This window comes from Blastococcus sp. SYSU DS0616 (genome assembly GCF_054051015.1).
This window is the reverse complement of record NZ_JBJHAJ010000037.1, coordinates 23,480-35,916: the sequence shown is the minus strand read 5'-3', so window position 1 is coordinate 35,916 and position 12,437 is coordinate 23,480. Positions and strand designations below refer to the sequence as shown.

The window sequence follows — 12,437 nt, the reverse complement described above, 5'->3', positions numbered from 1 at the left end:
GGGGGGCGCCCCCCCCCCCCCCCCCCCCCCACCACCCGCCCCCAACCCCCCCCCCCCCCCCCCCCCCCCCCCCCCCCCCCCCCCCCCCCCCCCCCCCCCCCCCCCCCCCCCCCCCCCCCCCCCCCCCCCCCCCCCCCCTGCGCGCGGTGGGGGCGAGGGGGTCCTTCCTCAGTCGTCGATCGACACCGTCGAGAAGTCCTCGGCCGTCAGCGGGCTGGGCTCGAGGCCCTGGACGTCGTCGGCGACGACGAGCGCCGGGGGCGAGTGCGAGATCGGCACCGCCGGCAGGAACTCCTTGATCAGCCGGTTGGCCTCCTGGTACAGCTCCGTCCGGTTCGCCGGGTCGGGCTCGGAGTCGGCCTCGGCCAGCGCGGCGAAGATCTCCGGAGCGCTGAACGCGCCGAACTCCGCGGACGCCTGGTTGTTCTGGTCCTCGGCGAAGAAGGTGCCGATGAAGTTGTAGGCGTCGTTGTAGTCACCGGTCCAGCCGAGCAGGTGGACGTCGGCCTGGCCGGTCTGCACCGCCTGCAGGTAGTCCGGGTTCCACTGGAGGGCGGTGGGCTGCACCTGGAAGCCGACCTCCTGCAGGTCCTCGCTGATGACCTGGAACATCGCCGCCGGGTCCGGCAGGTACGGCCGGCTGACGTCGGTCGGGTAGTAGAACCGCAGCGTCGTGCCGACGGCGCCGGCCTCCTCGAGCAGCTGGCGCGCCCGCTCGGGGTCGTACTCGTAGGTCGGCACGTCCTCGGCCCAGCCGTCGACCGTCGGCGGCATGAAGTTCGTGGCCACCTCGGCGCCCTCGGGGAGCAGCGAGTTCACGATCGTCTGGCGGTCGATGGCGTGGGCAAGCGCCTGGCGGACCCGGATGTCCTGCAGGGCCGGGTTCGCCTGGGTGCCCTCGACGTTCCCGTGGTTGATGCCGAGGTACAGGATGTTGAACGGATCGCGCACCAGCACCTGGAAGCCGGCGTCCTCGAGGCGCTGGTAGTCCGCCGGGGCCACGAAGTCGTAGCCGTCGATCGCACCGGACTCCAGCTCCTGCCGGCGGGTGTTCCCCTCCGGGATGGTGCGGAAGATGATCCGGTCGAGCAGGGCCGGCTCGCCCCAGTAGTCCTCGTTGCGGACGATGGTGACCTCACCGTTGCCGCGGTCCCAGTTCTCGAACCGGAAGGGGCCGGTGCCGGTCGGGTGCTCGAGGGCGTACTCGGTGTAGCTGATCGCGTCCTCGCTGCCGGACAGGTTGTCGGCGTCGTACTCCTGCAGGGCCGTCGGGCTCTGGATGGAGAAGGCGGGCAGCGAGAGCGCGGCGGGGATCTTGCTGGTCACCTGGTTGAACGAGATGACGGCGGTGTTCTCGTCGACCGCCTCGCAGCCCTCGTAGATGCCGGGGTTGTCGCTGTCGGCGAAGCCGCCGAACACCGCCTGGTAGTAGTACGTGGCGCTCGGGCTCTGGGCCAGGCCCCCGAAGTTGTGCCAGCGGTCGAAGTTGAAGCACACCGCCTCGGCGTTGAAGTCCGTCCCGTCGTGGAACTGGACGTCCTCGCGCAGGTTGAAGGTGTACTCGAGGCCGTCCTCGCTGACCTCCCAGTCCTCGGCGAGCGCCGGCACGAGCTCGGTCGTGCCGGGCTCGTTGGTGAGCAGCCCCTCGTGGATCTGGCGGGCGATGCGGAAGGTCTCGCCGTCGCTGGCGAAGGCGGGGTCGAACATCGCCGGGTCGCCGGCGGCCCCGAAGACGAGCGTGCCGCCGGACTGCTCCTCGCCGCTGCCCTCGCCTCCACCGCCCTCCCGGTCGCTGGACGCGCAGGCCGACAACGTGACTGCCGTGAGGGCTGCCGCTGACGCGGCGAGCGCACGGGTGGAGCGACGGGACATCGCGGAAGACCTGCCTTCTCGGCCCTCTCGGGCCGGACGAGCTCCGGACGGGGCAGCCGAGGACGTGCAGGACGTCCACCAGGCGGAGCCCGACCCTAGGACGCCGGGGTCCGTGGCGGCGCGGCTCGGACGCCCATCGACACCATCTCGTGACTTTTCCCGCCGTTCACCCGCCGGTCCCCCGCCGGCTGCCCGCCCGTCGCCCGGCCCAGGCGCCGGCCTCAGGCGTCGATGCGGCGGCGTCCCTCGAAGGCCCGGCCGAGGGTCACCTCGTCGGCGTACTCGAGGTCACCGCCCACCGGCAGGCCGCTGGCCAGCCGCGACACGGCGAGCCCCATCGGGCCGACCAGCCGCGCCAGGTAGGCCGCGGTCGCCTCGCCCTCGAGGTTCGGGTCGGTGGCGATGATCAGCTCCGTGACCGCGCCGTCCATCAGCCGCGTCATGAGCTCCTTGACCCGCAGGTCGTCCGGGCCGACGCCGTCGATCGGGCTGATCGCCCCGCCGAGCACGTGGTACCGGCCGCGGAACTCGCGGGTGCGCTCGATCGCGACGACGTCCTTGGGCTCCTCGACCACGCACAGGACGTCGTCGGACCGGCGCGGGTCGCGGCAGATGCGGCACTGCTCCGCCTCGGCGACGTTGTAGCAGGTCACGCAGAAGCGGACGGACTCCTGCACCCGGGTCAGGGCGGCCACCAGGCGGCTGACGTCGGCCGACTCGGACGACAGCAGGTGGAAGGCGATGCGCTGGGCGCTCTTGGGCCCGACGCCGGGCAGGCGACCGAGCTCGTCGATCAGGTCCTGGACGGCACCCTCGTACACGGTGCTCCTCTGCTGCGAAGTGGATCGGGCGGGCGCGCCCGATCAGAGGCCGGGCAGCCCCATGCCGCCGCCCAGGCCGCCGGCCAGCGGCCCCATGCGGCTGGCGGTCAGCTCGTCGGCGGCGCGCTTGGCGTCGCGGACGGCCGCGACGACGAGGTCCTGCAGGGTCTCCAGGTCGTCGGGGTCGACGGCGTCCGGCGCGATGGTGACCGCGGTGAGGTCGCCGTCGCCGGTCATCGTCGCCGAGACCAGGCCGCCGCCGGCGGTGCCGGTGACCTCGGTGGCCGCCAGCTCCTGCTGGGCGGCGGCGAGCTGCTGCTGCATCTGCTGCGCCTGCTTCATGAGCTGCGACAGGTCGGGCTGCTGGCCTCCGGGGAACATGCCATGAGAGTAGGCCGCGCCTGCGACAGGGGACGGCGCGCCGCCCGTGCCGCCTGCGTCGAGGAGCTGGTCGACCCCCTGCCGGAACCCGTCGCGAGCCTGCGAGGCGGGGCAGGGGGGCCTTCCTCAGCTGTCGACCGGTCGGGCGCCCAGCTGGGCGCGGAGCAGCTGCAGGGCCGCCTGCTCCTGGTCGACGACGGGCTCGGGCTCGCGGTCGCCGCCGGCGGAGCTCTCCGCCGCCCGCTCGGCCATGAGCTCCCGCGCCTCGGCCACCTCCGCCGCCCGTGCCGCCTCGCGGGCCGCCGCCGGCGCCACGGGGGGCCCGCCGGCGGCGGGGCCGGCGCCCTCCACGACGACGTCCACCCGCCAGCGGACGCCGAGCAGCTCGTTGAGCGCGTCGCGCACCACGTCCTTGTTCAGGTCGTCGCCGAGCCGCCGGGCCAGGGCCGGCGAGGCGGTCGAGAGCGTGAGGACGCCGTTGGCGAGCTGGTGCACCTGGGCGCTCTGCAGCAGCGCCTCGGTGGTGCGCTTGTGCTTCTTCACCACGGCGCGCAGCTCCGGCCACACCCGGCGGACGTCGGTGGTGGTCAGCTCCCCGTCGCCGGCCGGCTCCTCGGGGTTGGCCGACACGACCGGCGTCGGCTCCCCGCCCCGGGGGGCGGGCGCGGACTCGGCGGCGGCCCGCGGCGGGGACGCCGGCGGACGCGGCTGCTCCACCCGGGCGGCCGCGGCCCGGACGGCGCCGGGCTGGGCCGGGTGCGGCCAGTCCTCGTCGTCGGTGGGCTCCGGCGGCAGCGGGATGTCCGGTTCCTCCGCCGTCACCCGCGGGCGACGGGCGGGGTCCCCGCCGGCCGGAGGTGCGGACGGCGGGGGCGTGGACGGCGGAGCCGCGGACGGCGCGGTGCGGGGACGGCTACCCGGCTGGGCGGTCTCCGGCCAGTCGTCGGCAGCCGCCGGACGGGCGCCCCCACCCGGTCGCGCGGTCTCGGGCCAGCCGTCCGCGGCCGGTGCGGCAGGGGTCGGCCGGGCGGCCGCTGCCGGAGCGGCCGGCTGCGCAGCCGGTGCCGGAGCGGCCGGCTGCGCAGCCGGCGCGGGAGCGGTCGGCTGCGCGGCCGGCGCGGGAGCGGCCGGCGCGGGCCGCTGCTCGGCAGCGGGCGGCGCCGCCCGGACCTCCGGCCGCGCCGGGGCGGCCGGCTCGGCCGGCGCCTGCGACCTGCGGACGAACTCCCGTCGCGGGCCGGACGGGGCGGCCCGGTCCGGCTCGGGGGCCGGTGCCGCCTCGACCGGCGCGCCCTCGCGGGAGCCGGTCTCCTCCCTCGGCCGCCCGGCGTGCTCGCCGGCGATGGACATCCGGCGCTCGAGCCGCTCCAGGCGCTGCAGCGTCGCGGCGGCCGATCCGTCGGTGGCCGGGAGCAGCATCCGCGCGCAGACCAGTTCCAGCAGCAGCCGCGGCGCCGTCGTCCCCCGCATCTCGGTGAGACCCTCGTGGACGGTGTCGGCCATCCGCGACAGCGTCGCCGAGCCCAGCGCCTGGGCCTGCTGGTTCATCAGGTCGAGCCGGTCGGGCGGGCAGTCGAGCAGCCCGTTGCCCCCGGCCTCGGGCACGGCGTCGAGCACGATCAGGTCGCGCAGCCGGTCGAGCAGGTCGGTGGCGAAGCGGCGGGGGTCGTGCCCGGCCTCGACCACCCGGTCGACGGCCCGGAAGACCCCCGGGGCGTCGTGCGCGGCGAGCGCGTCGATGGTCTCGTCGAGCAGCGCGTCGTCGGTGACGCCGAGCAGCCCGACCGCGCCCTTGTAGGTGACGCCCTCGGGCCCGGCCCCGGCCAGCAGCTGGTCGAGGATCGACAGCGAGTCACGGACCGAGCCGCCGCCGGCCCGCACCACCAGCGGGAAGACGGTGGGTTCGACGGTGACGCCCTCGGCCTGGCAGGTCTTCTCCAGCAGGGTGCGCAGCGTCGTCGGCGGCACCAGCCGGAACGGGTAGTGGTGGGTGCGCGACCGGATGGTCGGCAGCACCTTCTCCGGCTCCGTCGTCGCGAAGACGAAGACCAGGAACTCCGGCGGCTCCTCGACCACCTTGAGCAGGGCGTTGAAGCCCTGCGTGGTCACCATGTGCGCCTCGTCGACGATGTACACCTTGTAGCGGCTGCTCACCGGCGCGAAGAACGCCCGCTCGCGCAGGTCGCGGGCGTCGTCGACGCCACCGTGGCTGGCCGCGTCGATCTCGATGACGTCCAGCGAGCCCGGCCCGTCGGGCGCCAGCGCCACGCACGAGGCGCACACGCCGCACGGCGTGGACGTCGGCCCCTGCTCGCAGTTGAGCGAGCGGGCCAGGATCCGCGCCGACGACGTCTTGCCGCACCCGCGCGGGCCGCTGAACAGGTACGCGTGGTTGATCCGGCCGCCGTCGACCGCGTTCACCAGGGGCGCGGTGACGTGCTCCTGCCCGACCACCTCGGCGAAGGTCGCCGGGCGGTACTTGCGGTAGAGCGCCAGAGCCACGGGGCGAGGTTACGTGCCGGCCCCGACACGGCGGCGCACGCCGGTGGCCACGGCCGTGGACCGGTCGCGGGACGCGGAGGGCTCCCGACCGGGACATGGGCAGCGGCTGCGCGCACCAGGGGGCGGGCACCTGGCCGCGGTGCGGTCCGGGGGCCGCCGGCGGCACAGCGAAGGACCCCCCGCGCACCCGCCAGAGCCTGCTTATCCTTGCTGCCTTCCGGCCCTGGGGAGGTTCACAGGATGACGCCACGCGAGGGGTCGTCCACCACTGTAGAGGACCGGTCGCCGGCCACCGCCGCGCGCCCCGAACGCGACAGGCCCCGGTGCGGACACCGGGGCCTGTTCCTGCTGCGGAGGATGGGAGATTCGAACTCCCGAGGGGTTGCCCCCAACCCGCTTTCCAAGCGAGCGCCATAGGCCACTAGGCGAATCCTCCAGGTACGGCGTCGATGGTACCGGGCGCCGTCGGGCGGCTCGCCGGGACACCGCGGGGAGGCCCCCGGGGGCGGCGTGCGGCATCCTCACCGGAGAGCGGTTGACCGGGTGGTCGGCGGGGAAGGGCCCGCACCTGCGGGCTGCACAGGAGGAGGGCGCGGGACATGGGCGAGCACGACGAGATCCGGCCGGACGTCGTCGAGACGATCGTCGGTGTGCTCAAGGGCGGCGACGCCGCGGCGCTGCCGGCCGGCGCCACCGCGGCGGAGAAGACGGCGGCGAAGGACCGCTACCTGTCGGAGTTCGCCGCCGAGCGGAGCAAGCGCGACCGCCAGGCACAGGCGTGGGAGCTGCTGCTCACCCGCAGCTACGACGAGCCGCCCACCTGGCAGCGCATCTTCGACGACCTCGACGCCGACGTGCACACGGAGCTGGGCGAGCTGTACGACGTCCTGCCCGTGGGCGCGCAGGAGGAGTACGCACGCCGGTACGGCGTGCCCTCCACGGTCTGACCGGGCGCGCCCCGCCACCGATGACCCCACCCGGCACCGCGCCCGGCCGCCTCGTCGCCGGGCGCTACCGCCTGGAGGCGCAGATCGGCGGCGGCGCGATGGGCACCGTGTGGCTGGCCCGCGATGAACTGCTGGGCCGGCAGGTCGCGGTCAAGCAGGTGGTCTTCCCCCTGGGCGCCGGCGAGCGGCAGATCGACGACCAGCGCCAGCGGGCTCTGCGCGAGGGGCGGATCGCCGCACGGTTGACCCATCCGCACGCCATCTCCGTCTACGACGTCGTCCTCGAGGACGGCGTGCCGTGGCTGGTGATGGAGTACCTGCCCTCGCGCAGCCTGGCCGCGGTCCTCATCGAGGAGGGGGTGCTGCGCGAGGACCAGGTGGCGCAGATCGGCGCCCAGGTCGCCGACGCCCTGGCCGCCACCCACGCGGCCGGCATCGTGCACCGGGACGTGAAGCCCGCCAACGTGCTCATCGGCCGGGGGGACCGCGTCGCCGGGCTGGTCAAGATCACCGATTTCGGCATCTCGCACGCCCGCGACGACGTCATGCTCACCCGAACGGGGCAGATCACCGGGACGCCCGCCTTCCTGGCGCCCGAGGTGGCCCAGGGCAAGGAGATGACCGAGGCCAGCGACGTCTTCTCCCTCGGCGCCACGCTCTACACCTGCCTGGAGGGCGTGCCGCCGTTCGGCATGGAGGAGAACGCGCTCGCCATGCTGCACCGGGTCGCCGGTGGCCAGGTCCGCCCCCCGCGCCGCGCCGGTGCGCTGACCGCGCCGCTGCAGCGGATGCTCGCCGCCGATCCGGCCGACCGCCCGACCATGACCGAGGTGCGCGACGAGCTGGCCGCGCTTGCCGGCGGGCGCGACGGCGACCCGACCACGGTGCTGCGCGCACCGACCGATCTGCGCCCGTCCTCCGGCCCGGCCGGGACGGCGGTCTTCCCGGCGGGGGCGTTCGGCACGGCGGCGTTCGGCGCGGCGGCCGCGGACGCCGCTGCGCGCACACCCACACCCGTCCCCGCGGCCGCACGCACACCCGCCCCACCCCCGTCCACCGACCGACCGGGCGCCACGGCTGCACCGCCCCGGCGCCGCCGGCGGGGGGCGTGGCTGGCCGCCGGCCTCCTCGCCGCGGTGCTGTTCGGTGGCCTCGGGGTGTGGCTCGCCACGGCGGGCGACGAGGACCCGGCCGGCTCGGCGAGCGGCGCGACGACGTCCTCACCGGCACCGGCGACCACCAGCGAGCAGCCGTCGCCGACGGCCACGACCGAGCCGACGCAGCCGACGCAGCCCTCCCCACCCCCCGACGAGGACGACGAGGACGACGAGGACGAGGACGACGACGAGGACCGGCCCCGGGACGATCCGCTGTCCGAGCGGAACGTCCGCGACTTCGTGCGGGAGTACCACCGGTTGGTCATCACCGATCCGGCGGCCGCCTGGGAGCGGACCGGCCCCACGCTGCGGAACAGCATCAGCTACCAGGGCTACCAGGACTTCTGGGACGATTTCCGCGACGTGCGGGTGAGGGACGTCGAGGTGCAGGAGGACGGGACCACCGCGATCGCCGACTTCGAGTTCCGCTACCCGGACGGCGAACGCGTCCGGGAGCGCCACCGGCTCACCTTCGCCGTCGGCGACGACGGCCGGCTGGTGCTCGACTCCGACGTCCCGCTCTGACCCCCCTCGGGGTCGGCCCGGCCCGCCCCGGCCCCGGCGGGGGTCAGGTCCGCTCGCTCACCGCGCCCTTCTTGATCCAGATCCGGCGCTGGGCCCGCTTGGCGACCGTCGAGTCGTGCGTGACGATCACCACGGTCAGCCCGCGCTCCCGCCAGTGGTGCTCGATCAGCTCCATGATCTCGTCCCGGGTCTGCTCGTCGAGGTTGCCCGTGGGCTCGTCCGCGAGCAGCACCCGCGGCTCCTTCGCCAACGCCCGGGCGAGCGCGACCCGCTGCTGCTGGCCGCCGGAGAGCTCCGAGGGCAGGTGGCCGGCGCGGTCGTCCAGCCCGACGTCGGCCAGCGCCCTGGCCGCCCGCTCGGCCCGCTCCTGGGCGGGCACGCCGAGCGGAACGAGACCGGTCTCGACGTTCTGCTGCGCGGTGAGCGTCGGCACCAGGTTGAAGCCCTGGAAGACGAACCCGATGGTGCGTGCGCGCAGCGCGGTGAGCCCGCCCTCGTCCAGGGCCGAGAGCTCCTGCCCGTCGAGGGTGATCGACCCGGACGTCGGCCGGTCCAGCGCCCCCAGCAGCTGCAGGAGGGTGGACTTGCCCCCGCCCGTCGGCCCCTGGACGGCGACCATCTCACCGGCGCCGATCGCGAGATCGACGTCGCGCAGGGCGTCGACGGTGCCGTTCTTCGTGGTGTAGCGCTTCGCGGTCTGGCTCAGGACGTACATCGGGACCTCCGGGTCCGGCGGAGTGGGAAGGAGCAGGGTCGGGGCAGCGGGCTCAGGCGACACTGCGCAACGCCTCCGCCGGGCGCATGCGCGAGGCACGCCAGCCACCGACCGCGCCCGCCAGCAGCCCACCGAGGACGGCGATCGCCACGGCCAGGAGCACGGTGGTCACCGTGACCGGGGCGGAGAGAGTCACCGCGACCGCCGAGGCGGCGTCCGCCGCCTCGCGCCCAGGACCGCCGAAGCCGCCCGGGCGGCCACCCGCGCCGGCACCGGCACCGGCACCGGCACCGGCACCGGCACCGGAGGAGGCCACCGTGGCCGAGAGCTCCGGCGCGACCAGGTTGATCACCAGGACCGCGCCGAGGCCGAGCGCCAGACCGACGGCGCCGCCGAGCAGTCCCTGGGCGAGCGACTCCCCCATCACCTGGCCGACGACGCGGCGGCTGCGCCAGCCCAGCGCCTTGAGCGTGCCGAACTCACGGACCCGTCGGCTCACGCCGGAGAGCGTGAAGAGGACCGCGAGCACGAAGGCCGCGAGCAGGACCAGGGCGGCCAGCCAGGTGCCGAGCGTGCGAGCGAGCTCCGAGGCGCTGGACAGCGAGCCGGACACCTCGCCGGCCAGGTCGTCGGCGGTGCTGACGGTGGCGTCGGGGAGGGTGGTCTCGATCGCGGTCTGCACCTCGTCGATCACGTCGGCGGACGCGGCCTGCACGTACAGGGTCGACAGCTGACCGCTCTGCTCGGCGAGCGTCTGCAGAGTGTCCAGGGGCACGAAGACGTCGGCCGCCGTGGTGGCCGACGCCGAGGCGGAGGAGACGATGCCCACCACGGTGAAGTCGGTCCCCCCGAGGGTGACCGTCCCGTCGACGGCGACGTCGTTCTCCGCCGCGTAGGTGGCGTCCACGAGGGCGACCTGGGCACCGGCGTCGGACTCGGTGAGCGCGCGGCCCTCGTCCAGCGTCGTGGAGCTCAGCGGGCCGACGGCCTCGGCGGTGAGGTCGACGCCCTCGATGTCGATGCTCGTGACGCTGAAGGAACCACCGCTGCCCGGATCGGTCGCCGAGCCGTCGTCCGGGCTGCCGGGGGCGGGCATCTGCCCGCTGCCGAAGTCGGGGATCTCCCCCGTGAAGCTGGTGCTGGTCATGCTCAGCGTCCCCGCGACGGCGCTCACCCCGTCGATGCCGGCCACGCTCTCGACCGCGGCGGCGTCCATCGTGGCGCCGGAGGTCCGCAGTTGGTCCTGGTCGAACGAGCGGCGACCGCCGGCGGCCTCCGTGCCCTCCTGGTCGAACTGGAAGGTGGGCGGACCACCCGCCGTCCCGCCGCCTCCGGCGGCTGCGTCGGGGCGCTGGGGCGGCGTGCTCACGGTGATGTCGGTGCCGACGCCGTAGACGGACTCCAGGACCTCGTCCTGCGCGTCGCCCACACCTGCGGTCACCGAGGTGACGGTGATGACCAGCGCGATCGCCAGGCCGAGCCCGAGCGCGACGAGCAGGGACTGCCGGCGGCGCTGGCGCAGCTCGCGCCGCAGGTAGGTGAAGAACATTCGTCGCTCCGCGGTGTCGAAAGGTTGCATGCCGCAATGGCGGCTTCGACAGAGTGGAGGCGGAACGATCAGGAGCCCTGTGGCCCGGCTGCCAGTTCCCTGGGAGCGGTGGGAGGTGGCTCACACAGCACGACGGCGGCGCCCAGCGGGGCGCCGCCGTCGTCAGCTGGCGGTGGCGGTGGGATTTGAACCCACGGAGGCTTGCACCTCACACGCTTTCGAGGCGTGCTCCTTCGGCCGCTCGGACACGCCACCGCCGAAGAGACTACAGGCCCCGCTGACGGCGGAAGAAGGCGCGTAGCAGCGCGCCGCACTCCTGCGCCCGCACGCCGCCGGTGACCTCGGGCCGGTGGTTGAGCCGGCGGTCGCGGACGACGTCCCACAGCGACCCCGCGGCGCCCGCCTTCGGGTCCTCCGCGCCGTAGACGACCCGGTCCACCCGCGACAGCACGCTGGCCCCGGCGCACATCGTGCACGGCTCCAGCGTGACCACCAGGGTGCAGCCCGAGAGCCGCCAGCCGTCGCCGTGCACCCGCGCCGCGGCGCGCAGGGCCAGCACCTCCGCGTGTGCGGTGGGGTCGCCGAGCTTCTCCCGCTCGTTCGCCGCCTCGGCGAGCACCGCCCCGTCCGGCCCGAGGACGACGGCGCCGATCGGCGTGTCCCCCCAGCTCTCGGCAGCGGCCGCCAGCTCCAGCGCCCGGCCCATCGCGGCGTCGAAGGGTTCCGGCCCGGTCACGGACGCTCCGCGGGAGGATCCGCGAAGCTCGTGCCCTGCCCACAGGGGTGGGCAGGGCACAAGCTTCGCGGGAACACCTGTGGCCGTGGCCGGATCGCCGTCACGCCTCCTCCAGCGGGAAGCCCACGAGCCGCGACAGCTCGGCCAGCGCGGCGTCGGGGTCGACCACCTTGATGGTCGAGAAGCCCAGGGCCCGGGCCGGCTTGAGGTTGATGCCCAGATCGTCCAGGTAGGCGCAGTCGGTGGCCTCGATGCGGCGCCCCACCGCCTCCGACAGCCGGTCGAGCGCCCGCCGGTAGATCTCCGGCTCGGGCTTGCGCACGCCCTCGACCGAGGACTCCACGATCGCGTCGAACAGCCCGAGCAGGTCGCCCAGCCGACCGGTGCGCTCCATCGGCGCGACGTTGTTCGACAGCAGCGCCAGCGGCAGCCCCGCCGCGCGCAGCCGGCGCACCGCGGTGACCATCGCCGGGCGGAGCTCCCCCTGCAGCGCCGCGAGCACCCGCGCCGCCTCGATCCGGTGGCCGAGTGCCGCGGCCTCGGCCTCGAAGGCGGCGCAGAACCCGGCGACGTCCAGCTCGTTGCGCTCGAACCGCGCCCAGGCGTTGGTGTCGGGGTCGGTCGAGTTGAGCTGCCGGATCAGCCCCTCGGGCAGGCCCGCCTCCCGCTCGTAGGCGGCGAAGGCGACCATCGGGCTCTCGGTGAGCACCCCACCCAGGTCGAAGACGACCGCGGACACCGTCACGACCGCACCGCCGCGGCCAGCTCGTCGGCGAACCCCAACCGGGTGGCGATCCGCTCCACCATCTCGTCGGCCCACAGGTCGTCGGCGGTCACGATCGGTCGCAGCTCCTCGGCGGGCAGCCCGTCGTCGGCGAACAGGTCCAGGTCGCCGCCGGGCCAGCCGGTCTCGTCGTCGTCGAAGGCGCCGTCGGTGTCGACGCCGATGCCGTAGCGCTCCACCACCTCGGCGGCGAGCACCCACTCCAGCATCGTGGCGTCGGAGATCAGCGCCCGCACCATGCCGCCGGGGCCGTGCCGCAGCGCGACGAAGTACAGCCGGGAGTCGACGACCAGCACGAACGGCGGCGGCCACCCCCCGGTGCCCGGCTCGCCGAGCGCGCGCTCCAGCACCGGCAGCTCGTCACCGGCGTCGGCCGCGAGCAGCTCCACCTCCCACCGGGAGGCGACGCGGGATACCCGGACCGCGTAGCTCGGCGGTCCCGCCACGG

At 75.0% G+C, this 12,437-nt stretch carries 11 protein-coding genes, 2 tRNA genes and 1 other RNA gene; 2 read left to right on the top strand and 12 right to left on the bottom strand.

Features of this window, described 5'->3' with window-relative positions; genetic code table 11:
* Nucleotides 1-168 precede the first annotated feature (168 nt).
* The 6 genes from ACI79K_RS19585 to ACI79K_RS19560 form a co-directional block, all read right to left on the bottom strand.
* The gene (locus ACI79K_RS19585) at nt 169-1,872 is read right to left on the bottom strand and encodes an ABC transporter substrate-binding protein (RefSeq protein WP_456600547.1); all 1,704 of its coding nucleotides are present in this window, start codon (nt 1,870-1,872) and stop codon (nt 169-171) included.
* Between the two features lie 221 nt (nt 1,873-2,093).
* Nucleotides 2,094-2,693 (bottom strand): recombination mediator RecR, encoded by a 600-nt coding sequence (recR, locus tag ACI79K_RS19580; RefSeq protein ID WP_456568695.1) that lies wholly within the window; start codon nt 2,691-2,693, stop codon nt 2,094-2,096.
* 42 nt (nt 2,694-2,735) lie between these two features.
* Nucleotides 2,736-3,074, bottom strand: coding sequence for a YbaB/EbfC family nucleoid-associated protein (locus ACI79K_RS19575; protein WP_456591087.1), 339 nt, complete (start codon nt 3,072-3,074; stop codon nt 2,736-2,738).
* Nucleotides 3,075-3,200: 126 nt separating this feature from the next.
* Nucleotides 3,201-5,576: a DNA polymerase III subunit gamma and tau gene (locus tag ACI79K_RS19570; RefSeq protein ID WP_456591086.1), complete on the bottom strand. Its 2,376-nt coding sequence runs from the start codon at nt 5,574-5,576 to the stop codon at nt 3,201-3,203.
* A gap of 167 nt (nt 5,577-5,743) precedes the next feature.
* Nucleotides 5,744-5,839: signal recognition particle sRNA small type (gene ffs / locus ACI79K_RS19565), an RNA gene on the bottom strand.
* Nucleotides 5,840-5,927: 88 nt separating this feature from the next.
* Nucleotides 5,928-6,012, bottom strand: a tRNA-Ser gene (locus ACI79K_RS19560).
* Nucleotides 6,013-6,175: 163 nt separating this feature from the next.
* Here ACI79K_RS19560 and ACI79K_RS19555 point away from each other — a divergent pair.
* Both ACI79K_RS19555 and ACI79K_RS19550 read left to right on the top strand, forming a co-directional pair.
* Entirely contained in the window at nt 6,176-6,523 is a 348-nt protein-coding gene (locus tag ACI79K_RS19555; RefSeq protein WP_456591085.1) for a hypothetical protein, read from the top strand.
* A 20-nt stretch (nt 6,524-6,543) separates the two neighbouring features.
* Nucleotides 6,544-8,205 carry a serine/threonine-protein kinase gene (locus ACI79K_RS19550; RefSeq protein ID WP_456600546.1) on the top strand — a complete coding sequence of 554 codons (1,662 nt, stop codon included), beginning with the start codon at nt 6,544-6,546 and terminating at the stop codon, nt 8,203-8,205.
* A 43-nt stretch (nt 8,206-8,248) separates the two neighbouring features.
* On the opposite strand, the gene ACI79K_RS19545 is transcribed toward ACI79K_RS19550, so the two are convergent.
* The 6 genes from ACI79K_RS19545 to ACI79K_RS19520 all read right to left on the bottom strand — a co-directional run bounded on the left by ACI79K_RS19545 (nt 8,249) and on the right by ACI79K_RS19520 (nt 12,435).
* The gene (locus ACI79K_RS19545; RefSeq protein ID WP_456591083.1) at nt 8,249-8,920 is read right to left on the bottom strand and encodes an ABC transporter ATP-binding protein; all 672 of its coding nucleotides are present in this window, start codon (nt 8,918-8,920) and stop codon (nt 8,249-8,251) included.
* A gap of 52 nt (nt 8,921-8,972) precedes the next feature.
* The gene (locus ACI79K_RS19540) at nt 8,973-10,499 is read right to left on the bottom strand and encodes an ABC transporter permease (RefSeq protein WP_456600545.1); all 1,527 of its coding nucleotides are present in this window, start codon (nt 10,497-10,499) and stop codon (nt 8,973-8,975) included.
* A gap of 137 nt (nt 10,500-10,636) precedes the next feature.
* Nucleotides 10,637-10,724: transfer RNA gene (locus ACI79K_RS19535), tRNA-Ser, on the bottom strand.
* 10 nt (nt 10,725-10,734) lie between these two features.
* Complete coding sequence (locus ACI79K_RS19530; protein ID WP_456591081.1) at nt 10,735-11,205, bottom strand: nucleoside deaminase; 471 nt, start codon at nt 11,203-11,205, stop codon at nt 10,735-10,737.
* A 100-nt stretch (nt 11,206-11,305) separates the two neighbouring features.
* Nucleotides 11,306-11,950, bottom strand: a complete 645-nt coding sequence (locus ACI79K_RS19525; protein ID WP_456600544.1) for an HAD-IA family hydrolase — start codon at nt 11,948-11,950, stop codon at nt 11,306-11,308.
* On the bottom strand, nt 11,947-12,435 hold the full coding sequence (locus ACI79K_RS19520; RefSeq protein ID WP_456591079.1) for a tRNA adenosine deaminase-associated protein: 489 nt from the start codon (nt 12,433-12,435) through the stop codon (nt 11,947-11,949). The genes ACI79K_RS19525 and ACI79K_RS19520 overlap by 4 nt, the downstream gene beginning before the upstream one ends.
* Nucleotides 12,436-12,437: the final 2 nt, after the last annotated feature.